We start from the raw sequence: 23,241 nt of genomic DNA, 5'->3' as shown, positions 1-23,241 counted from the left end.
TTGAAGATGCAGTTGAAATTTGAAAAATTGCAATATCAGCAGGAAGCAGTATCGGCGGTAGCGGATTTGTTCCGAGGCGAACCGAACCATGCGGATGTGTTTGAATTGGATGCGGCCGGTGTGAATCCTGTGGCGGCCAACCGCTTGATGCTGCCGCATACGGAAATTGCAGCGAATTTAGCGGCAGTGCAAAAGCGTTTCAGACGGCCTGAAACCGAATTGGGGCAATATGGGTTGAATTTCTCAGTGGAAATGGAAACGGGTACGGGTAAAACCTATGTTTACCTGCGTACGGTGTTTGAGCTGAACAAACGCTACGGTTGGCGTAAATTTGTGATTGTGGTGCCGAGCGTGGCGATTCGCGAGGGCGTATTGCAGACTATTCGTGCTACGGCAGAGCATTTTGCCAATGAATTCGATAAGCCGGTGGTCAATGCGAATGTTTACGACAGTGTGTGTCTGAATGTATTGCGCAATTTCGCCTGCAACCAACACATTGAAATTCTGGTGATGAATATCGATGCATTTAAAAAAGAAGACAATGTGATCAATCGGGTAAACGAAAGTGGTGAGGCCCCGATTAAATTTATCCGCGATACTTGTCCGATTGTGTTGATTGATGAGCCGCAAAATATGGAAACGGACTTGGCCAAGCAGGCGGTTGATGTGCTGAATCCATTGTTTACATTGCGTTATTCGGCGACTCATAAGCAGCCGTATCATAAGGTTTACAGCCTGAATCCGATCGATGCTTACAATCAAAAGCTGGTAAAGCAGATTGAAGTGATGCCGGTGTTGGCGAAAAATGATGTGAACGGCGCTTATGTGGTGCTTAAGGAATTTGTCAGCGGCAAGAAAAAACTGACGGCGAAGGTGGAAATCCATTATCAGGATAGGAAGGAAACCAAAAAGAAAACGGTGTCGGTATCGGCGGATGATGATTTGTTTGATAAATCAAATGGTAATGAAAGCTACCGGCATGGTTTTATCGTCAACGGCTTGGATGCGGAAAACGGCATTTTGTCGCTGTCCGATGGCACGGTTATTACGCAAGGGGAAGACGATGATTTGTTGCGTGATGAGGTGATGAAAAATCAAATCGCCGAAACGGTCAAAGAGCATTTGAAAAAAGAAGGCCGTCTGAAAAAACATGGGATTAAAGTTTTGTCGTTGTTTTTTATAGATAAAGTGGCAAATTACCGTCATGGCGGTAAGTTTGCAAAATGGTTCGAGGAAATTTATCGGCGTGAAACGGGGGAGTCTGCGGAGGGGGGTGCACGACGGTTATTTTTCGCAAGATAAAGACACTAAAGGTAATACGAAAGCTGACGAAGATACTTATAATCTGATTATGAAAGACAAAGAGAAATTATTGTCTTTCGATAACCGGTTGCGTTTTATCTTCTCTCATTCCGAATTGAAAGAGGGCTGGGATAATCCGAATGTGTTCCAAATCTGCACGCTTAACGAAACCCGTTCGCCGATTAAGAAACGCCAGGAAATCGGCCGTGGTTTGCGTTTGGCGGTTAATCAGAAGGGAGAGCGTGTGCGCGATGAAGGTGTGAATATTTTAACGGTCATACCGAATGAAAGTTATGAAAGTTTTGCGGCCAATCTGCAGAAAGAATATGAAGACGAATGCGGCATTAAATTCAGCAACGGCGGGTTGAAAAAGGCAGAGGATAAAAGGCGGCAAACCTACCGTAAGGGCTTCACGCTTGATCCAGTATTTGCGGAAATCTGGCAGAAATTACAGCAGCGTACCCGCTATCGGGTACAGTTTGACCGCGCGGCCTTGATTCAGACGGCTTCAAAGCTGTTGGCTGCGATGCCGACGGTGCGGAAACCGCAAATTAGCGTACAGAAAGCGATGATTCACCAATCGCAAACCGACGGTATCTGGGGTGAACAGACAAACGGTCATAACGTGCAGACCGATATGGATTGGGCCGTGCCGGATGTATTGTATGAATTGGAAAAGAAAACCCGTCTGACACGGGCGACTTTGTTTGAAATTATACGGGAGTCGGGACGTATCGGTGAAATCGGCAATAATCCGCAACGGTTTATTGATTTGGCAGCGGAAAAAATCTTGTTGGCGTTAAATGGTTTGATGATAGAAGGCATTGAGTATTTCAAGCTGGAAGAAATCGGCTACATGCAAAGCTTGGCCGATTGGCAAAAGCTGGAGCAGGAGGGAATTGAGTTTTTCTTGAATCCGTTTACGTTTGAAGTAGGGAAAGAGGAGGGTAAACAGCAAAAAACGATTGTGTCCGACTTCATTCCGCTTGATTCCGCTACGGAAAAGGAATTTGCCGCCGCCTGTGAGCGTCATGAAAATGTGCGTTTGTATTTCAAACTGCCGCATTGGTTTAAGATTCCGACGCCAATCGGCGCATATAATCCCGATTGGGCGCTGGTGCTGGAAAATCAGGAGAAAGTGTATTTTGTCGCTGAAACCAAAAATACCGGAAAAGGCATACAAGAGGGCGTAGATTTTGATAAATTGGGGGCTCCGGAACGGCAGAAAATCGCCTGTGCGGCAAAGCACTTTATGGTGTTTGATGGCGTACATTATCGGGTGGTGCAAAAGCTGGAAGAATTGGCGTAACTAATAAAATGCCGTCTGAAAACGATATGATGGTTTCAGACGGCATTTTATTATGATTCGTTACAATAATTCCGCCAAGCGCTTCACAATCGCTTCCGCGGCCTGCTGTTTGCTGGTTTCGGGGAAAGAAGTTTCCTGTTCGGCATCGATAATAGTAATTTGGTTGGTCGGTTTGCCCATGGCAATGGAAACCTGATTGGCGACCAGCATCGGGATATTTTTGCGCAGACGTTTAGCACGACCATATTCTAAAACGTTTTCGCTCTCCGCGGCAAAGCCTACGCAGAAAGGCGGATTGGGCAGGGCAGCGACCGAAGCGAGAATATCAGGGTTTTCGGTTAGTTCGATAACCGGTGCTTTGCCGCCGCCGTCTTTTTTCAATTTCTGCCCGCTGCTGTTTCTGACTTTATAGTCGGCAACGGCAGCAACGGAAATAAAGGCATCTTGCTGTTGAATCTGCTGATGAACCGCCTGATACATGGCTTCCGCGCTGATTGCTTGTTCGCTGGTGTGTAAACCGGCCGGAATGGCCGTCTGAATTTGGCCGTAAACCAAGCTGACTTCTGCACCGGCAGCCCGGCAGGCACGTGCCAAAGCCATACCCATTTGTCCGCTGGAAATATTGGTAATGCCACGTACGGGGTCAATCGCTTCGAAAGTCGCGCCCGCAGTGAGCAAGATTTTTTTACCTTTTAAGGATTTAGCCGTCCAAACATCCGGCAATAAATCAGCCAGTTCTGCCGCCTCCGGCATACGGCCGACGCCAACTTCGCCGCAAGCTTGTTCGCCGCTATTGGGTTGGAATACGGTAATGCCGTCTGAAATCAGTTGGCGGATATTGCGCTGATTGGCAGGGTTAAACCACATTTCCACATTCATCGCCGGTGCGACTACCAAAGGGCATTTGCGTGCAGCAGCCAGATTGGTCAATAAATTATCGGCAATTCCGTTGGCGATTTTAGCTAAAGTATTGGCGGTCGCAGGTGCAATCAGAAATACATCCGCTTCGCGCGTTAAATTAATATGCACCATGCCGTTGCCTCCCGATTCGCTATCATGGGTATCGGTTAGTACAGGATTGCCGCTTAAAGCCTGAAAAGTGAGTGGCGAAATAAATTCTGCTGCCGCACGGCTCATGGCCACGGTCACATCATAGCCTTGTTTTTTCAAAAGGCGCACCAATTCGCAAGATTTGTAAGCCGCAATGCCACCGCTGATGCCCAATAGAATATGTTTGCTCATGTCAATAACGTGTATCTAAATTAAAAAGAGTCGGAATATTGCTACTATATCATGAAGTGAAGTATATAGATTGAGGCCGTCTGAAAGTAAAGCTTTCAGACGGCCTTTTTTTATTTCAAAGAAGATTTGAATCACGCATGGCAAAGAACAGTGATATTTTTATGTTCAGTCATTTATTGATAAATATAGTTAATTAAAATAAAAACTACTCATTAATGCGGCCATAAAATTGCCTATTTCAGGCAGCACTTTTCGTAGATGCTTTTTAATGTTCGCCCATGCTTTTTCAATCGGATTAAGCTCTGGCGAATAAGATGCAAGAGCTAAGATTTTATGCCCCTCTTTTTCTGAAATCTCTGCTAAAACAGGCATCCGATGAAAGCGAGCATTATCCATCACAATAACAGATTGTTCAGTTAATTCAGGCAGCAATACGCCTTCAAACCATGCTTCAAATAAACGACTATCCATCGTGCCTGAATAAATCATGGGTGCAATTAGATTACTTTGGTCTTTGATTTGAGCTGCAACCAGTGATGTGCGCTGGTATCGTTTACCACTGATTTGCGCTTTAACTGGAAGCCCTTTTGGTGAATAGGCATAAGGACGGTAGTAAAAAGTATCAAATCCTGTTTTATCAAGGAAAACAACTTGATAATCAGCATATTGATTTAATGCTTGTTGATAAGCGGCTACCTGTTCTGGTTTTTGTTCTTTGTAGCTCGTGGTCTTTTTTTACGCGTCATACCCAATACTTTGAACAAATAACAAATATTAGCCGGCGTACACCCAAAATGAGCTGCAATTTCATGCTGGTATGCATCAGGGTGTTCTTTAACATATTTTATGAGCAGGTTTTTATTGACTTTGGTTGCATTGCCACCTTTGACTTGATGTTCAAATGAACCAGTTTGCTCATAGCGTTTTCTCCAACTTCGAAATGTTTTTGGGTCAATTTGGTATGCTTTGCAAACTTCGCTAGCATTTTTGCATGCCTGATAGTATTGGTATGCTTTTTCTCGTAGTTCTATTGAGTATGACATTTTGGACTCTAAATATTCAGTGTTGATTTAGGAATTCTTATTTTAATATACTATAAAAGCCGTCTGAAAATCAATTTTTCAGACGGCTTTTTATAATGAATGATTTAGTTGGTTTCTGCCAACAATGCTTCGCGGCTTTCCAATACTTGGTCGATTAAGCCGTATTCTTTGGCTTCATTGGCAGACATGTAATTGTCGCGGTCGGTATCACGTTGCAAATCAGCCAAATCGCGGTCGCAATGTTTGGCCAACAGGCGGTTGAGTTTTTCTTTAATCTTAATCAGCTCTTTGGCATGAATTTCAATGTCGGAAGCTTGACCGGATAAACCGCCATGAATCAACGGTTGGTGAATCATGATGCGGCTGTTGGGCAGGGCAAAGCGTTTGCCTTTTTCACCGGCAGAAAGTAAAAATGCTCCCATGCTGGCAGCCTGACCCAAACACAGGGTTGATACGTTAGGCTTGATAAAATTCATGGTGTCGTAAATAGACATGCCCGCAGTTACCGAGCCGCCCGGGGAGTTGATGTAGAAATAAATATCCTTGTCCGGATTTTCGCTTTCTAAAAACAGCAATTGCGCCACTACCAGATTGGCGGATTCGTCGGTTACGGGGCCAACCAAAAACACAATGCGTTCTTTCAGCAGGCGGGAATAAATATCGAAAGCGCGTTCGCCACGGCCGCTTTGTTCGATAACGGTGGGAACGAGATAGTTTTGAATGTCTGGAGTCATGCAGGCTTTTCCTGTGAGTTAGTGATGCGGAAATCAGTAAATCATCTTTTCCGTATATGGTGCCAAATGGCCGGCATTTCAACTTAAATGCACTCAATGAACAAAAAGCACCAAAGCGCGCTCGCTGCTTCAGTGCTTTAATGATGTCATGTTTCAGACGGCAGATTAGGCTTGTGCGCCCATTACTTCGTCAAATGACAAAGTTTTTTCAGTGACTTTGGCTTTGCCCAGCACAAAGTCAACCACGTTGCTTTCAACGGCCAAAGAAGTCGGGCCTTGCAAGCGGCTTTCGTCGCCGTAGTACCAATCGATCACTTCTTTCGGATCTTCGTAGCTTTCAGCAAAGTTGGCCACAACAGCTTTGATTTGCTCTTCAGTCGGTTCCAGTTTGTTTTCTTCAACCAATTTAGCCAAAATCAAGCCTAAAGATACGCGGCGTTCGGCTTGTTCTTTGAACATATCGATTGGCAAATCCAAGTTGGCAGCATCAGCCATGCCTTGATTCACGAAGTTTTGTTTCATTTCATTGGCCAAGCGGCTAGCTTCTTCATTCACCAAAGCGTTAGGTACTTGCAATTCAGACGCTTTCAATAAAGCTTCCATCACGGAATCTTTGGTCTGGTTTTGGATGCGGCGTTCTACTTCGCGGCCAACGTTTTTCTTCACTTCTTCACGCATTTTAGCGACATCACCATCTTCAATGCCCAAAGCTTTAGCGAAATCAGCGTCCACTTCCGGCAAAGTCGGCTCGGAAACATTGTTTAAAGTGATGGTGAACACGGCGGTTTTACCGGCTACTTCTTGGCCATGGTATTCTTCAGGGAAATTTACTTCAACGTCTTTGCTTTCACCGGCTTTCATGCCCACAATGCCTGCTTCGAATTCAGGCAGCATTTGGCCTGAACCCAATACGAATGCGTAGTTTTCAGAAGAGCCGCCTTCAAACGATTCGCCGTCGATTTTGCCTTCAAAGTCGATGATTACGCGGTCGTCGTTTTTCGCTTCGCGCTCAACGTGGTTGTAGCGGGTGCGTTGTTTGCGCAGGATTTCAACAGTTTGGTCTACTTCGGCATCGCCAACGTTGGCGGTTACTTTTTCAACTTCTTGTGCTGACAAGTCGCCAACGATAACTTCAGGGAATACTTCAAAAACCGCTGCGATTTTGAAGTATTCTTGTTCGTCTTGTTCTTCCACGCCTTCAAAACGCGGGAAGCCTGCTACTTTCAGGTTTTCGCTTACGGCGATGTCGTAGAATGCACGTTGAACCAATTCGTTCATTACATCGTTTTGGGCGCTTGCGCCGTACATTTGCGCAACCATTTTCAAGGGAGCTTTACCCGGACGGAAGCCGTCGATTTTTACGCGGCGTTGGGTTTGTTTCAAACGTTTGTCGGTTTCTGCGTTGATTTCAGCCCAAGGCAGAGACACAATTACTTTGCGTTCCAAGTTTTCTAAAGTTTCTACAGTTACGCTCATCGTAAGCCCTTAAATATCTTGTTGATTAATGGATGGGAACCTGTTTGCGTGATTTGCCTTCAAAGGCGGCAAAACGACAATCGGCAGCCTCTGGCGGCCATTGGTTGCAAAAGGGATAAAATTCAGCCGACTAGTATATCACAATGTTTGAATAATAGGCGATAAGGCCGTCTGAAAATTGGTCGGTTCAGGCAGCCTGTGGTGTGGATCGGTAAGGATGGGACAAAATATAGTGAATCCCTTTTAAAATATACGGCGTTGGTTCGCCTAGCCGTATTATCCATATTGTCTTAGGCCCGCCGCCTTGTCCTGTTTTAAAGTGAATCCACTATAAACTGTGATTCAGATCAATACGGTAATTCATTCTTGTTTATATCTAAAAAAGGCCGTCTGAAAATGAATTTTCAGACGGCCTTTGCAATGCTTTAAATCAAAGCTGGTCTTTTTGCGCCAAAATGCGACGGCTGCCGCTGATGTCGGCAGGGGTTACCACACCTGCGTTTTCCAATGCTTCCATCAAATTGGCCGCGCGGTTGTAACCGATGCGCAATTGGCGTTGCAGTGCGGAAATCGAGGTTTTTTTGCTGTCTAATACAAATGCAACGGCTTGATCGAACAATTCGTCGCTGTCGGCATTTGGGTTGATGATGTTGGTGGTTTCCAATGCCGCTTCGCCGCTGAGCAAGCCTTCGATGTAGCGGGTCGGAGCTTGTTCTTTGACATGGGCAACGACTTTATGCACTTCGTCATCAGATACAAACGCACCTTGCACGCGTGTCGGCTCGGCGCTGCCCGGTTGGAGGAATAGTGAATCGCCGTATTTCAGCAATTCGTCCGCACCCATTTGATCGAGAATAGTCCGGCTGTCGATTTTGCTTTGCACGGTAAAGGCCATGCGCGTCGGGATATTGGCTTTAATCAAGCCGGTTACCACATCGACGCTTGGGCGTTGGGTAGCGACAATCATGTGAATGCCCGCGGCACGCGCTTTTTGCGCCAAGCGGGCGATTTGCTGCTCGACGGCTTTGCGTTCGGTCATCATCAAATCGGCCAATTCGTCAATCACTAATACAATCAGCGGCAGTTTTTCCAATGGTTCCGGGTCATCAGGATTGAGACTGAAGGGGTTCGGCAGCGGCTTGCCTGCTGCTTGGGCATCTTCGACTTTTTTATTGAAGCCGTCTAAATTGCGAACGCCGGCATGGGAAAGCAGGCGGTAGCGTTTTTCCATCTCAGCCACACACCAATTCAGCGCCTGACCGGCTTCACGCATATCGGTGACAACAGGGCAGAGCAGGTGCGGAATGCCGTCGTAAATGCTCAATTCCAGCATTTTCGGATCAATCATGATGAAGCGAACTTCATCCGGTGTGGCTTTATACAGTATGGACATGATCATGCCGTTGACGCCGACGGATTTGCCCGAACCGGTCATGCCTGCTACCAATAAATGCGGCATTTTGGCCAGGTCGCCGACCACAGGGTTGCCGGAAATGTCTTTACCCAAGGCGACGGTCAGCTTGGATTGGGCTTCGTTAAATACTTCCGAAGATAAAATTTCGCTCAACATTACGTCTTGGCGGTATTCATTCGGCAATTCAATGCCCATGGTGTTTTTGCCGGCAATAGTCTCCACCACACGAACAGCCTGCATCGACATCGAACGCGCCAAATCTTTGGATAAGGCGACAATCTGGCTGCCTTTCACGCCTTGTGCCGGTTCGATTTCAAAACGGGTAATCACAGGACCTGCGGTAGCCGACACCACTTGCACGCCAATGCCGAATTCAGCAAGCTTGGATTCGATACGTTCGGCAGTTTGCTGCAAAACATCGGGATCAACGGCCACCGGTTCGCCTTCGGGCATACGCAATAAATTCATGCCGGGTTTGTGGTATTCGCCTACGGCCTGCGGTTCTTTATGGTCGTCAAACAAAGAAGTCTGAATTTTAGGCGGTGGCGCTACGGATACGGTGACGGTTTTGCGGTTGCTGCTGCTGCCTTCGATTTTCTGCATAGGTTCGGCGGTGATGGTTTTGGCTTCTTTCAGCAGGCGGCGGGCCGGTTTGGTATCGCGTAAATCGGTGGTATCGTCGGCTTTTTGCTGTTTTTTATCGGCGATTTTCTGTTTAAGGTTTTGCAGGTTTTTCTCTGCGTTGTGACCGGTTTTGGCCAATACTTCCAGCCACGAAACTTGCGCCAGCAACGAAATCGCCAGCAGCAACACAACAAACATAATCAATAAGCTGCCGGATTTGCCCAGCAGCCAACCCAATCCGGAACCGGCAAACGCGCCGATTAAACCTCCGGCACCCACGGGCAGCGAGCCGTTTAATGCGGCATCGAATGCGAAGTGTTCCAAAATCGGGCTGCACGCCAGCAGCAAAAACAAGGCCAAAGCCGCCACACCGTGATTGTAAGGCTTATGGTTTTCCTGTTTTTGCAGCGGACGGAAATTTTTATAAAGGAACATGCCTGAGGCGATAATCCACCACCAAAACGACAGGCCGAATAGGTAATAGCCGATGTCCGAGACATACGCGCCGAACAAGCCGCCGAAGTTTTGTACTTTGCCGGTGCTGGCAACGCTGCGCGACCATGCCGGATCGTTCATGTCGAAGCTCAATAAAGAAATCGCCAGATAAATCGTCATCACCAAACCGAAAAGCCACATGGTGTCGTTGATGAGATTGACCACATGTTCGGGGCGGGCTTTTTTTTCTTCGTCTTTTTGTAAGGCTTTGGCTGCTTTCAGGCTTTCTGACAGCTTATTGGGCTTGGTAGCAGGCTGCGGTTTGGCTTTGACTTTGGGTTTTGGGGGTGTTTTAGTAGATTTGGTGACCATAGAATTCTGTTGCAGAGGCCGTCTGAAACGGCATCTAAAAAGTAATGTGCGTAATGTCGGATTATACAATAAACCTCTGCCGTGATATACACAAAGGCCGTCTGAAATCTTTCAGACGGCCTATTCAATGATTGGCTTAAATCAGGTTGCTGATAAAAATCAGCAGAATGACCAGCGGCACTAAATATTTGACATAGTTAAACCAAATATTGACCGTGATACGGTTGCCTTGGTAGTGCAATTCGTCTTTTGCTTCGTCTTTCATCACAAAGCCGACAAACAGTGCCGAGCCCAAAGCCGTAAGCATAAACAGGATATTACCGCTGATAAAATCGAAGGCATCAAAAATATTGCGGCCAAAAATCGAAATGTCTCGCCAAGGCCCATAAGCCAGAATCGACGGAATATTGCCCAATAAATAAATGCCGCCCAACACAATGGTAATCGCAGCAGCACGGCGGATTTTAGTTTTTTCCTGCAAGGCAGTAATCAATACTTCGTAAATAGTCAGAGAAGTGGTCAGCGCGGCAATCAGCAGCAGCAAGAAGAAAATTACCGCAAACACAGAACCTGCCCACATATTGGAAAACACAATCGGCAGGCTTTGGAATACTAGAGTCGGGCCGGAATTCGGTGCCACGCCGAAGCTGAAGAGTGAAGGGAAAATCATAAAGCCTGCCAATACCGCAATCAAGGTATTGGTGATGGAGGTGATTACGGCAGTCTGAACCAGATTTTCGTTTTTATCTAAATAGCTCGACAAGGTAATCATCACGCCAAAGCCCAAGCTTAAGGCAAAGAATACTTGCCCCAGAACAAAGACAAACAATTGAGCGGTGATTTTGCTGAAATCGGGTTTCAGATAAAAAGTGATGCCTTCCATTGCGCCGGGTAGGGTGATGTTGCGCACCACCATAGCAATCAAGAATAAAAACAATAATGGCATTAAGTATTTAGCTGCTTTTTCAATACCGCCAATCACGCCTTTAACCAAAATAAAATAGTTTGCCAACACAAACAGCAGGGTATAAAACGCGATGGCCCATGGGCTATTTTCAATATGTTCGCTAAAAAACGCTTTGGTCATTTCGCCGTGAATCGGTTGAGAAATATCCAAGCCACCACCGATTAAGTTTACGATATAGCTGATGACCCAGCCGCCGAGCACCATATAATAGGCCATGATGCCGAATGCGCCGAGTAAGCCCATCCAGCCGACGAGTTTCCAGATTTTGGGCACGGGTTTGCCGTTGAGTTCGCCGCCAAAGGCATCCAGGGCATTGACCCGTTTGCGCCGACCGATCACGTTTTCTACCAAAATCATCGGAATGCCGATCACAATCATGGCAATACAAAATAAAAACACATAAGCGCCGCCGCCGTTTTCACCGACCAAATAGGGGAAACGCCAAGTAGCGCCGAAGCCGACCGTCGCACCGGCAACAGTCAGGATATAGGTCAATCGATTTGACCAGGTTTGACGAGGTTGAACAGAATTCATATTAATATCTATGATAAGCAAAACCAAAGGGTGACATTATACGCCTGATGAAGTATGTAATTTATCTGAATATCAAAAAGGTTGATAGTGAATACTGCTGGAAAAAAATAATTTTTATAGTGAAAAATGGTAATAATGCAGGCTGTCTGAAAATAAAACAGGTGAAAAGACCGGTTTAAGGTTTATGTGAAGTGTTGGGGCGATGATGGGTTTGAGCAGAAATGCTGTTGTTGCGAATCAGTCGGCAGAAGACAAATATGCCGGTTTGAAACAGCATATCCTCACTGTTTACCGGCAACACAAAGGACGGTACGGTTACCGTAGGATAACGGCGACCATCCGTCATACAGGAATATCGGCCAATCACAAGAAAATCAGCCGCCTGATGGCGCCGATGGGTCTGAAGGCAGTGATACGGCGGCGTAAATTCTGATCGTTTAAAGTTTAAAGGAGAAGCAGGCAAAACGGCACCCAATATCCTGCAACGCAATTTCAAATCGGACAAACCCAATGAGAAATGGGTAACGGACGTTATCGGGAGAGGCTGTATCTGTCACCGGTGATGGATTTGTTTAACGGGAAAATCATCGGCTACTGCGTCCAAACCCGCCCGACTTTCGATTTGGCCGGCAAGATGCTGAAAGGGGCATTGGAGAAACTAAGGCCGTCTGACAGGCCGATACTGCATTCGGATCAGGCTTGGCAGTATCAGATGGGTTTTTATCAAAAGCAGTTGAAAGACACGGGACCGGTGCAGAGTATGTCCCGCAAAGAAAACTGTTTGGACAATGCGGCGATGGAAAGTTTCTTTGGAACGTTGAAGTCGGAATGTTTCTATCCCTGCAAATATGCTTCCATTGCCGAATTGGAAACAGCCTTGCATGAGTACATTCATTATTACAACCACGACAGGATTAAGCTCGAATTAAAAGGGCTGAGTCCTGTACAGTACAGAATTCAGCCCTTGAAAACCGCTTGATTAAACTGCCTAACTTTTTAGGGTCAGTTCAATAGGCAGTTTTTTTAATATTCATCCAGAATCAATATCGGATTAGCGGTCGTTAGCCCAATCGTCCAATTCTTTTTCAACTTGTTCTTTGGTGTAGCCGTAACGCTCTTGAATGCGTCCCGCCAATTGATCGCGTTTGCCTTCTACGACTGCCCAATCATCATCGGTCAGCTCGCCCCATTTCACCTTGGCTTTACCTTTTAATTGTTCCCACTTACCTTCTACTTGATCCCAGTTCATACCAGTTCCTTTCGTTATGTTTTAAGGGTACACGCTTTGCGTCTCGTGTGGAACCATCGTAACCAAACGAGCTTGGCTATGCAAGCGGGGAAATAACCTGTTTACAATTGAATGTTTTATCTTGTTGTTTTCTAGAAAAATATTCGAAACAAATGAAATAGTATTTACTTAAACAATTAAATTTTAAAGAAAACAGACAAAATCATGGTTTGGTAAAACTTGAATGACGATTTCGGTAATGGCGATTTCGATGACAGGCTAAAATCAGGTAGGTTGATAAAATGGGTTAATCAATAGTCTATTTTCAATTGATGATAAATTGAAGATAAAAAAAACCATCTATACTAAGGGGAAAAGTATAGATGGCTAAACACATTACGGGGAAAACGTCTTACTCACTTACTTACCTCTTTCGAAGCAAGTGTTACTCAGACAGGCGGATTATATAATAGTTCAGAGATATTTTTGTTAATTTTTGTTAATAATAAGGATTGGTAAATAATTGATTGATTTTATTGTATTTAAAAATTCAAAATGTGTAATTATTTTTTGCAAAACACCATTCAATAATCGATTTGAATAAATTTCCATTCACCGGCGGCTAAGTTTTGCGTGTCCCAATCGCCGAATTTATCGCGATGCAGGTGTACGACCCGGTTGCCGGCAGCCGCAACCATGCGTTTGACTTGGTGGTATTTGCCTTCGGTAATTGTCATGATAAGCGTGTTGGCATCTTCCAAATAAGCTTCGGCTGCGTAAACCGTTTCGTTATTATCATGCAGTAGAATGCCGTTTTTCAAAGTTTCGCACAGATTATCATCGGCAGCATGTTTGAGTGTGACGCGGTAAACTTTCGCTACTTTATGCTTGGGTGAAGTCACGCGGTGGTTGAACTGGCCATCGTTGGTCACCAGCAAAACGCCCGTGGTATCGGCATCCAACCGCCCAACCGCCTGCATATCGATATTGCGCATGTGGTCGGGAAACAGGCTGAATACGCTCGGGTATTGCTGCGGTTTGTGTGAAGTTTCGTAATCGGCAGGTTTGTTAAGCAGGATGTAGAAGCGGGGTATAGGTACGACCGCCACATCATCGCCGTCAATGCTGAGCGTGTTGACATCGGCAGGCTCGATGGTGCTTTTGGCGTTGTTCCAAATCTCGCCGTTGATGACGACGCAATCGTTGTCGATCAGCCATTGGCATTGCTTGCGGCTGCCTAAGCCTTGCGATTGAAGATATTTGAGAAGTTGCATACGGTGTGCGGGATACGGGATAAATGTTCAGACGGCCTATTGTACTGTAATTCAGGCCGTCTGAAAGGATACGGGCAACAAAAAAAATCGCCCCTTTAAAATAATTAAGGGGCGCAAAAGGAACACAAACCACTACCAAAACTGTTACGGGGCAAATTCTCCTAATTTATGTGTTGCCGGATAAAGTGCTTTCATCAAATCATGCGGTGAGAGCGATAAATCTTTGCTGCCTGTGGTCAGGCGGCCTTGTTGCGGGGTAAGTTCCAATAGACAGGCGGGGGCTGTTCGGCTGTGCCTGCCTCTGCTGCGTTCCAAACGACGCTGTAGGGCGTTGCTGGCACGCTGATATAAATTGTCTTTCTGCTTCATTTCGCGGGTACGGGCAACCCAGCTTAGCCGCGCTTGTGAAACTTCGTCTTCAATCAGCAGGATTCCGGTGTCAGACGGGTTTTCAGACGGCATACACGGTAATCCAACATAATATCTGCCATCCATAGTTACATACACAGAGTCATGTATTTCACAATTGCCGCAACCTTGCGTAGCCAGAAGTGATCGGATGGTGTGTTGGTGCAGTCTCAGAATGTCGAGAGAGACTTGCTTAAAAATACTTTCCGGCATGTGCTTCTCCTTTCTTTCTGTTGTGTTGCGTTGTGTGTGTCGATGAGTCGGATTATACGGATTTTTTGCTAACTTGCAAATGATAATTGTTATTATTTTGAAAAAAGTATTTAAATGTTTGATTTTTATTGAAATTAATTTTAGGTAAATTTTCAAAGCTTGAGTAATTCAGTCGGATAATATCAAAAATCGGCTTTTGCGGTATATTTTTAGTGGCCGTCTGAATCGATTTTCAGACGGCCTGAATGTTTTGATGAATTTAAACCCGACTAAACTTTTTCAAACTATACTTTCACGCATTGATTTAGTATGATTCGGGCAACGAAAAAAGGACAACCACATGAGCAAACGCCAGATTATATTCGATACCGAAACCACCGGTTTTCTCGATGACCCGACCAACCGCATGATCGAGTTTGCCGGTGTCGAGATGGTTAACCGCCAATTGACCGGCAATTATCTTCATCTTTATATTCATCCCGAACGCGATATTCCGGAAGATGCGGTTAAGGTGCATGGTTTGACACTGGAAGTGTTGGAAGAAAAAAACGCACCGGTTTTTGCGGCCGTGGGTAATCGGATCGCCGATTTTATTTGCGATGCCGAAATTATTGCCCATAATGCGCCGTTTGACGAAGGTTTCTTAAACCGTGAATTTTCTAAAATTGGTTTACCGACTGTACGCGAATTGGGTTGCCAAGTAACCGACACGTTGGCAATGGCGCGCGAAATGTTCCCCGGTCAGAAAAACAGCTTGGATGTGCTGTGTAACCGCTTTTCTGTCGACCGCAGCAAGCGTGTGTTGCACGGCGCATTGATCGACTGCGAATTATTGGCCGATGTCTATCTGGCCATGACCCGTCAGCAATTTGATTTGATGGGCGCAAACGAAGAAAGCGGCGATCGGCAAACGTCGGCCAACCCGGTGCAAACAACGCGTAACGGCCGTCTGAAAGTGGTGTGTGCCGATGAAAATGAATTGGCCGGGCACGAGCAATATTTAGATGCTTTAGGCGATGAATGCGTTTGGCGCAAACCTGCGGCGGAGCGGCAGGCATGAAACGCAATATCGCTTTGATTCCGGCCGCCGGTACCGGTGCGCGCTTTGGGGCGGGTAAGCCGAAGCAATATGTGGAAATCAACGGCAAAACCGTGTTGCAACACACCGTCGATATTTTCGAACAGCATCCGCAGATTGATTTTATTGCCGTTATCGTGTCGCCGGAAGACCATATTGTTCAGGTGGCATCAGATAAAGCAGGTATATTTAAGGTAGGCGGCGAAACGCGTGCCGAAACCGTGCGCAATGGCGTGGAAAGTTTATTAAAGCAAGGTTTGGCAGCGGAAACCGACAATATTTTAGTACACGATGCCGCGCGTTGCTGCCTGCCTGCCGAAGCCTTGGGCCGCTTGATTGAGGCGGCAGCCAATGCCGAACAAGGCGGGATTTTGGCGGTGCCGGTGGCGGATACCTTGAAACGTGCGGGCGAAGACAGCCAAATTACGGAAACAGTTTCCCGATCCGGATTATGGCAGGCGCAAACGCCGCAGCTTTTTCAGACGGCCTTATTACACCGGGCTTTGTCTGCCGACGATTTAAGCGGGGTGACCGACGAAGCATCAGCGGTGGAAATGCTGGGCGTGCGGCCTTTGCTGGTGTTGGGCGACACGCGCAATTTGAAACTGACGTTGCCGCAAGATGAATTTATCGTGCGCTTACTGCTTGCCAATTGAGTAATAAGGCCGTCCGAACAGTGCGAAAACGGAACCAAAGAAAAGATTGCGTTGATATTGTTTCAGACGGCCTAAAAATCAAAAAGACAAATCAATAATAGGAAACAAAAACATGAATATCCGTATCGGACAAGGTTATGATGTTCACCAACTGGTAGCAGGGCGCGATTTGATTCTCGGCGGCGTGAAAATTCCATTTGAAAAAGGCTTGCTCGGCCATTCCGATGCCGATGCTTTGTTGCACGCGATTACCGATGCGGTATTGGGAGCAGCGGCTTTGGGCGACATCGGTAAGCTGTTTCCCGATACGGCGGCTGAAAATAAAGACGCCGACAGCCGATTTTTGCTGCGTGAAGCTTATAAAGCGGTGCAGGCGCAAGGCTGGCAAGTGGTAAATGTGGACAGCACCATCATCGCCCAGCAGCCGAAACTTCGCCCGCACATCGATGCCATGCGCGCGAATATTGCCGAAGATTTGGGCATTGATATTGCGTGTGTCAACGTGAAGGGCAAAACCAACGAGAAATTAGGCTATCTCGGCCGCATGGAAGCGATTGAAGCACAGGCGGCGGTGCTGTTGGCGCATATCGGCAGCGAATAATCCGTTATGACGGTTTGCTGTCTCGATGTTACAATTAAAGCGAGCGGTTTGTAACAGACTCAAAATCCATCCAACATCATTTATATAAGGGAGCAATCATGGCGACACAAGACGAATTGAAGCGCATTGCAGCGGAAAAAGCGGTTGAATTTGTGCCGGAAAACGAATACATCGGCATCGGAACCGGCTCGACCATCAATCTCTTTATCGAAGCTTTGGGCAAAAGCGGTAAAAAAATCAAAGGCGCGGTATCGACTTCAAAAAAATCCAGCGAATTGTTGGCGCAATACGGTATTCCTGAATTGTCGCTTAATGATGCGCATCATTTGGCGGTGTATATTGATGGTGCCGACGAAGTGAACCACATGCTGCAAATGATTAAAGGCGGCGGCGCGGCGCATTTGAACGAAAAAATCGTCGCCAGCTCGGCGGAGAAATTTATCTGTATTGCTGATGAGAGCAAATACGTTTCGCGCTTGGGCAAATTCCCGTTGCCGGTGGAAGTGATTCCGAATGCCCGCTCATTGGTAGCGCGCAAACTCTTAGCCATGGGCGGCCAGCCTGAATTGCGTATCGGCGTAACCACGTTCCACGGCAACCAAATCGTTGACGTGCATGGCTTGAATATTGACCGTCCGGTAACGCTCGAAGACGAAATCAACCAAATCGTCGGTGTGGTGGAAAACGGTATTTTCGGCCGCAATGCTGCCGACGTATTAGTATTGGGTACGTCGGAAGGTGCCAAAGTGATTTATCCGGGTCAGGATTAAACACTCATTTTAAGGCCGTCTGAAAAAGTGCAAACATTTTCAGACGGCCTTCACAATAATGGAATAACAAGATGTTGAAATGGTTGGCCATTGCGGCCGCAGTGGCCGGTGGCTTAGGGTATAGCAGCGATAAAACCGACTGGTTGAAAGTCGGCGGCGAAGTTGCCGAGCGTGTCAAACAGGGCCGCAATTGGAAAAGCGTGCTGCCGGATTTATACGAATTGGCCGGCATTGAACAGGCAGGCAAACAAAAGCAAAGCCAACAGAAAAACTATACCGGACGCATCACGCGTATTTCCGATGGCGATACCGTCCACGTTACCGATGGCAACGGCCGCAAACACAAAATTCGCATGGCGCATATCGATGCGCCGGAAATGAACCAAGCCTACGGCATACGTTCGCGCGACCAATTGAAAGCGGCGGCCGATAATGCCAAGGTGAAAGTAAAAGTGTTCGAACTTGACCGCTATGGGCGCGAAGTGGCGCAGGTGTTTAAAGGCAATACCGATTTGAACCTGATGATGGTGCGCGAAGGCGCGGCGTGGCATTATGAATATTATGCCGGGAAGCAGCAAAACAAACTGGCATTTACCGAATACGCCGCCGCGCAAAAACAGGCCAAGCGTGATCGCAAAGGATTGTGGCAGGCAAAAAATCCGCAAGCGCCGTGGGATTTCCGCAAGCAGCAAAATCGCGAAAACAATCAAAGCACCAGCACCAAATGGTTTGGTTGGTAGTTTTCAGACGGCCTTTTTTCATTTGGCGGCAAATAGGCCGTCTGAACGCCGACGCTTGCGAAATCGGCAATAAATCGGTATGTTGGTCTTGATTCTTTTCTCACGATTCACCCGGATTCTAAGAAAGGCCGTCTGAATATGCCTACCTTATTAATCGTACGTCCCGAGGCACGGGCGCAACAAGACATTGCCGTATGCCGTCAATTGGGTTGGGAAGCGATGGCGTTCAGCCCCATCGAAATCGAACCCGATGAAACCGCTTTAACCGGATTGGCGGAAGTGTTCCGACAATGCGATGCCGTGTTTTGGGTCAGCCCGACCGCCATCGAAATCGCAGCGCCGCATGTTGATTTTTCAGACGGCATGAAAGTGCAGATTACTGTTGGCGAAGCCAGCCGTCGAACTCTGAACCGTTTTACCCGGCATAAAATTTTCAGCCCGGCCGACGGCAACGACAGCGAAGCCGTATTGCGGCTGCCGATTTGGCAAAACCTGCCGCAAAACGCCAAAATTCTGGTGGTGCGCGGTCATGGCGGGCGTGATTTTCTTATCGAAAATTTGCGTAAACAAGGCTTCGGTGTGGCGGTGGCCGAAGTGTATTTCAGACGGCCTAAAGAATTGAATTGGCAAGATTTCGACGATAAAAATGTGCAGGCGGCATACATCACTTCCACCGAAAGTGTGAAAGCCTTGTTCGAACAAGTACCGCCGGTATTGGCGCAACGCTTTAAAACCTTGTTATACTTGACCCATCATGAGCGCGTGGCTGATGCTTTACGGCAGGCCGGCGCACAAAACATCCAATTGGTCGCCGCACTCGATGCAGCGGCTTTATCCCATGTCTCAAACGGAGCCGATATGAGCCAAACCGAAGACAAATATCCCGGAATCAACAAAGACAACGACGAGCGTGTGATTGCGGTCAATACAGAAGGCAAAGCCATGCCGTCTGAAAAAGCCGAATCGGAAAACGCTCCGGCCGAACCGAAGCCGGCCGCACCGGCGGGGGCTGAACATCGAAATACAGGAAACACTATGTCAGACAATAAAAATATGCCGAAAAACGAGCCGTCTTTCCAAACCCCGGCGCCGGTGGTGATTCAGCAGTCATCCGGCAAAGGCTTGGCCGCAGGTGCTCTGGTGCTGGCCTTGTTGGGCTTGGGCGCGAGCGGTTTCTTGTTTGTCCAAGGCCAGAATGTGTTGAAAAATCAAGAATTGGCCTTTACCCAAAAAATCGACAAAGCCGCGTTGGGTGAGTCTGAAAACGCTTCTTTACTGAAAGAAAACATCAACCGTCAAACCACGATTCAAGCCGAAATCGAGCGTTTGGCCAATGCGCAAAAAGCCAACAGCGACCAAATCGGGCTGAACCAAAAAGCCTATCAGGAATTGGTGAAAGGCCGGGTCAATTGGTTGGTGGACGAAGCGGAAAGCATGCTGAATCTGGCTGCGCAGCAATTGATGCTGTCGGGTAATGTGCCGGGCGCGGTGGGCGTGTTGGAACATGTCAACAGCCGCTTGAACCGTTTCGACCAGCCTGAATTGTTGCCGATTAAACAAGCCATCAGCAGCGATTTGGCCGAATTGAAAAACCGACCTTATGTCGATGTTTCCAGCACCGCCTTGCGTATCGACCGCTTGGAAACGGCTGTGGCCGGTTTGCCGCTGGTGGTCGATGGCACGCTGAAACCGGGCGCGGTAGAACAGGTTCAAGAAAATCCGCAGCTTTCATGGTGGGAAAATGCGTGGGAAAAATCGATCGGCGCATTGAAAGGCTTGGTGGAAGTACGCAATTTGGAGAGCAACGATTCAATGTTGTTGTCGCCGGAACAGATTTATTTCGTGCGTGAAAACTTGCGTTTGCGCCTGTTGGATGCACGTACCGCTTTGCTGCAACACAACGGCGAAGTGTATCAAAGCGATTTGAACAATGCCGAAGCTACCGTGAAACAGTATTTTGATAACAAATCACCGGCCACCCAATCATGGTTGAAAGAATTGGCCGAGTTGAAAACCTTGGATGTCCGCATGACCGGCGGTGATGCATTGAAAAACAGCTTGGCCGCCGTGCGCGCTTACCAAGACGGCAGCCGCGCGCAAGCAGCAGTAGCTGCTGCTTCGGAAGCAGCCGAGCCGAAAGCTGCTTCCGAAGCCGTTGAAGCACAAGCATCCGCCCCGGCTTCTGCCGCCGCCATGCCTGAACCGCCTGCGTTGCCGTCTGAAAACAAAGCATCGCAGCCGCAAACACCGGCCGCACCTGCTGCCAAACCGGAAGCCGCCCAAGAAACACCGGCGCAAGCGAAAGGGGAACAGGTATGAAGAGCGTCATTTGGATTGTAATTTTATTTGCCGTAGCCGTGGGTTTGGCGTTGGCATCGGGTATTTACACCGGTAATGTGTATGTCGTGGTCGAGCAGACCATGTTGCGCATCAACCTGCATGCCTTTATCTTGGGACTGATTGCGGCGGCGGCGGTGTTGTATTTGCTGGTGAAATTCTTGGCCGGCGTGTTGAATGTGCCGAGCCGCTTGCAGCGTTTCGGCGTAGCGCGTAAAGGCAATCAAGCGGTGCATGCTTTAAACAGCGCGGGTTTGGCGTTTTTTGAAGGCCGCTTTGAGAAAGCGGAATTGGAAGCGGCTAAAGTGTTAACCAACAAGGAAGCGGGTGATAACCGCACTCTGGCTTTGATGTTGGGTGCGCACGCCGCCGACCAGATGGATAATTTGGATTTGCGCGACCGCTATTTGAAAGACATCGAATTACTGCCGAAAAAACAGCAATTGTCGCGCTATCTGCTGCTGGCGGAATCGGCATTGAGCCGCCGCGATTATCCGGCTGCCGAAGAAAACCTGAATGCCGCCGCGCAAATCAATCCGAACCTGACCCGCTTGGTGCGCTTGCAGTTGCGTTACGCTTTCGACCACGGCAATGCGTTGGAAGTGTTGAACAAAGCAGAAAAACTGGTGAAAGCCGGTGCGATTAACGATTATGAAGCCGAACAATACCAAACTTGGGCATACCGCCGCCTGTTGGCACTGGCTTCCGATCAAAACGGCTTGAAAGCCTGCTTGAAACGCATTCCGGATAATTTGAAAGCCGGTGAAATGTGTATCGAAATTGCGCAAAAATACGAGCGTTTGGGCTTGTATGAGCAAGCGGTAAAATGGGTCGGCCAATATTATCCGCAAACACAGCAAGTCGAATTGTTGGAACCGTTTGTCGAGAGTGTGCGCTATTTGAGCGACCGCGAACAGCAAAAAGTCATCGACATTGCCGATTCTTGGCTGAAAGCACGTCCGGACAATGCGCAATTGCTGATGTATTTGGGCCAATTGGCTTACGGCAAGAAGCTTTGGGGCAAGGCGCAAGGCTATTTGGAAGCCAGCTTGGCGATTAAACCGAGCTTGAGCGCGCATTTGGCTTTGGCGCGTGTGTTCGACGAAACCAATCAGTCTCAAAAAGCCGATGCCCAGCGCAAGCTGGTATTGGAAAGCGTGGTGGAAGAGGAAGAACCGGTCGCTTTGATTACCAAAGCGTAAGGGCATCAAATTGAAGGCCGTCTGAAACGTTTCAATACATGTGAAACCTGTTCAGACGGCCTTTTTATGTTTACAATACATTCATCATGCGCGGTAACACAATGCGCGTATTTCATTGATCCCGGCCGCCTTTTTCAGACGGCCTTATATTCAGAAAGCTGTCATGATTCCATTGCAAAACGATACTTTTCTCCGTGCTCTTTTGAAACAACCTGTTGAATACACGCCGATTTGGATGATGCGCCAAGCCGGACGCTATCTGCCGGAATACAAAGCCACGCGCGCACAGGCGGGCAGCTTTTTGGATTTGTGTAAAAATATCGAGTTGGCCACCGAAGTGACTATTCAGCCTTTGGAACGTTTTGATTTGGATGCGGCGATTTTGTTTTCCGACATTCTGACCGTGCCGGATGCCATGGGATTGGGGCTGTATTTTGCCGAAGGCGAAGGGCCGAAATTTGAGAAACCATTGCAGCACGAGGCCGACATCGCTAAATTGGAAGTGCCGGATATGGCCAAGTTGCAATATGTGTTTGACGCGGTCACTTCCATCCGTGCCGCCTTAAACGGCCGAGTGCCGTTAATCGGCTTCTCCGGCAGCCCGTTCACGCTGGCTTGCTATATGGTCGAAGGCGGCAGCAGCAAAGAATTCCGAACCATCAAAACCATGATGTATTCGCGCCCTGATTTGCTGCACAAAATTTTGGCAACCAATGCCCAAGCAGTAACGGCTTATCTGAATGCGCAAATCGATGCCGGTGCGCAAGCGGTGCAGATTTTTGATACTTGGGGCGGCGTATTGAGCGATGCCGCGTTTGAAGAGTTCAGCCTGCAATACATGCAGCAGATTGCGGCCGGTTTGAAACGCGAAAGCGAAGGCCGCCAAGTGCCGGTGATTGTATTCGCCAAAGGCGGCGGCTTGTGGTTGGAAAAAATGGCTGCCATCGGTGCCGATGCACTGGGCTTGGATTGGACTTGCAACATCGGTGAAGCACGCCGCCGCGTGGGTGACAAAGTGGCTTTGCAAGGCAACTTTGATCCGTTTGCTTTGTTCGGCACGCCGGAGAGCATCCGCACCGAAGTGGCGCGTATTCTCGGCGATTACGGCCGAGGCAGCGGCCATGTGTTCAACCTTGGTCACGGCATCAATCAACATGCCAATCCGGAACATGCTAAAATTTTGGTCGATACAGTGCATGAGTTATCGCGCCAATATCATAAGTAATTGAAAATTGGAAAAGGCCGTCTGAATTTCAGACGGCCTTTTTTAATCTTTGGCGTA

Annotated in this window: 16 protein-coding genes and 4 pseudogenes; 11 read left to right on the top strand and 9 right to left on the bottom strand. The window is 47.7% G+C overall.

Annotation, left to right across the window (positions count from 1 at the left end):
* The first annotated feature begins 6 nt into the window (after positions 1 to 6).
* Positions 7 to 2,611: pseudogene (locus H4O27_RS07925) on the top strand (restriction endonuclease).
* 60 nt (positions 2,612 to 2,671) lie between these two features.
* On the opposite strand, the gene coaBC reads toward H4O27_RS07925, so the two are convergent.
* The 6 genes and pseudogenes from coaBC to H4O27_RS07890 all read right to left on the bottom strand — a co-directional run bounded on the left by coaBC (position 2,672) and on the right by H4O27_RS07890 (position 11,452).
* The gene (gene coaBC / locus H4O27_RS07920; protein WP_165010810.1) at positions 2,672 to 3,853 is read right to left on the bottom strand and encodes a bifunctional phosphopantothenoylcysteine decarboxylase/phosphopantothenate--cysteine ligase CoaBC; all 1,182 of its coding nucleotides are present in this window, start codon (positions 3,851 to 3,853) and stop codon (positions 2,672 to 2,674) included.
* 189 nt (positions 3,854 to 4,042) lie between these two features.
* Positions 4,043 to 4,896 (bottom strand): annotated as a pseudogene (locus H4O27_RS13465) (IS630 family transposase).
* Between the two features lie 104 nt (positions 4,897 to 5,000).
* Positions 5,001 to 5,630 (bottom strand): ATP-dependent Clp endopeptidase proteolytic subunit ClpP, encoded by a 630-nt coding sequence (gene clpP, locus H4O27_RS07905; protein ID WP_165010241.1) that lies wholly within the window; start codon positions 5,628 to 5,630, stop codon positions 5,001 to 5,003.
* Between the two features lie 165 nt (positions 5,631 to 5,795).
* On the bottom strand, positions 5,796 to 7,106 hold the full coding sequence (gene tig, locus H4O27_RS07900; protein ID WP_165010243.1) for a trigger factor: 1,311 nt from the start codon (positions 7,104 to 7,106) through the stop codon (positions 5,796 to 5,798).
* A gap of 430 nt (positions 7,107 to 7,536) precedes the next feature.
* Positions 7,537 to 9,861 carry a DNA translocase FtsK gene (locus tag H4O27_RS07895; RefSeq protein ID WP_371865590.1) on the bottom strand — a complete coding sequence of 775 codons (2,325 nt, stop codon included), beginning with the start codon at positions 9,859 to 9,861 and terminating at the stop codon, positions 7,537 to 7,539.
* 226 nt (positions 9,862 to 10,087) lie between these two features.
* Positions 10,088 to 11,452: a sodium-dependent transporter gene (locus H4O27_RS07890; protein WP_165010246.1), complete on the bottom strand. Its 1,365-nt coding sequence runs from the start codon at positions 11,450 to 11,452 to the stop codon at positions 10,088 to 10,090.
* Between the two features lie 244 nt (positions 11,453 to 11,696).
* On the opposite strand from H4O27_RS07890, the pseudogene H4O27_RS13150 reads away from it, so the two are divergent.
* Positions 11,697 to 12,431, top strand: a pseudogene (locus H4O27_RS13150) (IS3 family transposase); the annotation flags it as partial.
* A gap of 72 nt (positions 12,432 to 12,503) precedes the next feature.
* On the opposite strand, the gene H4O27_RS07875 reads toward H4O27_RS13150, so the two are convergent.
* The 3 genes from H4O27_RS07875 to H4O27_RS07865 all read right to left on the bottom strand — a co-directional run bounded on the left by H4O27_RS07875 (position 12,504) and on the right by H4O27_RS07865 (position 14,575).
* Complete coding sequence (locus H4O27_RS07875) at positions 12,504 to 12,701, bottom strand: CsbD family protein (RefSeq protein ID WP_165010252.1); 198 nt, start codon at positions 12,699 to 12,701, stop codon at positions 12,504 to 12,506.
* Positions 12,702 to 13,264: 563 nt separating this feature from the next.
* Positions 13,265 to 13,954: a 16S rRNA pseudouridine(516) synthase gene (locus H4O27_RS07870; protein WP_165010254.1), complete on the bottom strand. Its 690-nt coding sequence runs from the start codon at positions 13,952 to 13,954 to the stop codon at positions 13,265 to 13,267.
* Between the two features lie 144 nt (positions 13,955 to 14,098).
* Complete coding sequence (locus H4O27_RS07865; RefSeq protein WP_165010256.1) at positions 14,099 to 14,575, bottom strand: NGO0322 family iron-responsive protein; 477 nt, start codon at positions 14,573 to 14,575, stop codon at positions 14,099 to 14,101.
* A gap of 340 nt (positions 14,576 to 14,915) precedes the next feature.
* Between H4O27_RS07865 and dnaQ the strand changes: the two genes are divergently transcribed.
* The 9 genes and pseudogenes from dnaQ to hemE all read left to right on the top strand — a co-directional run bounded on the left by dnaQ (position 14,916) and on the right by hemE (position 23,184).
* Complete coding sequence (dnaQ, locus tag H4O27_RS07860) at positions 14,916 to 15,635, top strand: DNA polymerase III subunit epsilon (RefSeq protein WP_165010258.1); 720 nt, start codon at positions 14,916 to 14,918, stop codon at positions 15,633 to 15,635.
* The gene (gene ispD / locus H4O27_RS07855; RefSeq protein ID WP_165010310.1) at positions 15,632 to 16,309 is read left to right on the top strand and encodes a 2-C-methyl-D-erythritol 4-phosphate cytidylyltransferase; all 678 of its coding nucleotides are present in this window, start codon (positions 15,632 to 15,634) and stop codon (positions 16,307 to 16,309) included. Before dnaQ ends, ispD begins: the two co-directional genes overlap by 4 nt.
* A gap of 112 nt (positions 16,310 to 16,421) precedes the next feature.
* Entirely contained in the window at positions 16,422 to 16,910 is a 489-nt protein-coding gene (gene ispF / locus H4O27_RS07850; protein ID WP_165010260.1) for a 2-C-methyl-D-erythritol 2,4-cyclodiphosphate synthase, read from the top strand.
* A gap of 98 nt (positions 16,911 to 17,008) precedes the next feature.
* Positions 17,009 to 17,680, top strand: coding sequence for a ribose-5-phosphate isomerase RpiA (gene rpiA, locus H4O27_RS07845; protein WP_165010262.1), 672 nt, complete (start codon positions 17,009 to 17,011; stop codon positions 17,678 to 17,680).
* Positions 17,681 to 17,751: 71 nt separating this feature from the next.
* Entirely contained in the window at positions 17,752 to 18,420 is a 669-nt protein-coding gene (locus tag H4O27_RS07840) for a thermonuclease family protein (protein WP_165010264.1), read from the top strand.
* Between the two features lie 138 nt (positions 18,421 to 18,558).
* A pseudogene (locus H4O27_RS13145) lies at positions 18,559 to 19,278 on the top strand (uroporphyrinogen-III synthase); the annotation flags it as partial.
* A gap of 84 nt (positions 19,279 to 19,362) precedes the next feature.
* Complete coding sequence (locus H4O27_RS13140; protein WP_371865591.1) at positions 19,363 to 20,739, top strand: uroporphyrinogen-III C-methyltransferase; 1,377 nt, start codon at positions 19,363 to 19,365, stop codon at positions 20,737 to 20,739.
* Positions 20,736 to 21,959, top strand: a complete 1,224-nt coding sequence (locus H4O27_RS07830) for a heme biosynthesis HemY N-terminal domain-containing protein (protein ID WP_165010268.1) — start codon at positions 20,736 to 20,738, stop codon at positions 21,957 to 21,959. The genes H4O27_RS13140 and H4O27_RS07830 overlap by 4 nt, the downstream gene beginning before the upstream one ends.
* Before the next feature lie 163 nt (positions 21,960 to 22,122).
* Positions 22,123 to 23,184, top strand: coding sequence for a uroporphyrinogen decarboxylase (gene hemE, locus H4O27_RS07825; RefSeq protein ID WP_165010270.1), 1,062 nt, complete (start codon positions 22,123 to 22,125; stop codon positions 23,182 to 23,184).
* Positions 23,185 to 23,241 lie beyond the last annotated feature (57 nt).

It is taken from the genome of Neisseria yangbaofengii, assembly GCF_014898075.1.
Classification (GTDB): domain Bacteria; phylum Pseudomonadota; class Gammaproteobacteria; order Burkholderiales; family Neisseriaceae; genus Neisseria; species Neisseria yangbaofengii.
The sequence above is the reverse complement of the archived record's forward strand: the minus strand, read 5'-3'. Positions and strand labels throughout refer to the sequence as shown.

Excerpts from the sequence above, each read along its gene's own strand:
- H4O27_RS07875 (WP_165010252.1), bottom strand. The coding sequence starts at position 12,701 with ATGAACTGGGATCAAGTAGAAGGTAAGTGGGAACAATTAAAAGGTAAA.
- H4O27_RS07840 (WP_165010264.1), top strand. The coding sequence starts at position 17,752 with ATGTTGAAATGGTTGGCCATTGCGGCCGCAGTGGCCGGTGGCTTAGGG.
- ispF (WP_165010260.1), top strand. The coding sequence starts at position 16,422 with ATGAATATCCGTATCGGACAAGGTTATGATGTTCACCAACTGGTAGCA.
- tig (WP_165010243.1), bottom strand. The coding sequence starts at position 7,106 with ATGAGCGTAACTGTAGAAACTTTAGAAAACTTGGAACGCAAAGTAATT.
- coaBC (WP_165010810.1), bottom strand. The coding sequence starts at position 3,853 with ATGAGCAAACATATTCTATTGGGCATCAGCGGTGGCATTGCGGCTTAC.
- H4O27_RS07865 (WP_165010256.1), bottom strand. The coding sequence starts at position 14,575 with ATGCCGGAAAGTATTTTTAAGCAAGTCTCTCTCGACATTCTGAGACTG.
- hemE (WP_165010270.1), top strand. The coding sequence starts at position 22,123 with ATGATTCCATTGCAAAACGATACTTTTCTCCGTGCTCTTTTGAAACAA.
- H4O27_RS13140 (WP_371865591.1), top strand. The coding sequence starts at position 19,363 with ATGCCGTCTGAAAAAGCCGAATCGGAAAACGCTCCGGCCGAACCGAAG.
- H4O27_RS07870 (WP_165010254.1), bottom strand. The coding sequence starts at position 13,954 with ATGCAACTTCTCAAATATCTTCAATCGCAAGGCTTAGGCAGCCGCAAG.
- H4O27_RS07830 (WP_165010268.1), top strand. The coding sequence starts at position 20,736 with ATGAAGAGCGTCATTTGGATTGTAATTTTATTTGCCGTAGCCGTGGGT.
- H4O27_RS07890 (WP_165010246.1), bottom strand. The coding sequence starts at position 11,452 with ATGAATTCTGTTCAACCTCGTCAAACCTGGTCAAATCGATTGACCTAT.
- rpiA (WP_165010262.1), top strand. The coding sequence starts at position 17,009 with ATGGCGACACAAGACGAATTGAAGCGCATTGCAGCGGAAAAAGCGGTT.
- dnaQ (WP_165010258.1), top strand. The coding sequence starts at position 14,916 with ATGAGCAAACGCCAGATTATATTCGATACCGAAACCACCGGTTTTCTC.
- ispD (WP_165010310.1), top strand. The coding sequence starts at position 15,632 with ATGAAACGCAATATCGCTTTGATTCCGGCCGCCGGTACCGGTGCGCGC.
- clpP (WP_165010241.1), bottom strand. The coding sequence starts at position 5,630 with ATGACTCCAGACATTCAAAACTATCTCGTTCCCACCGTTATCGAACAA.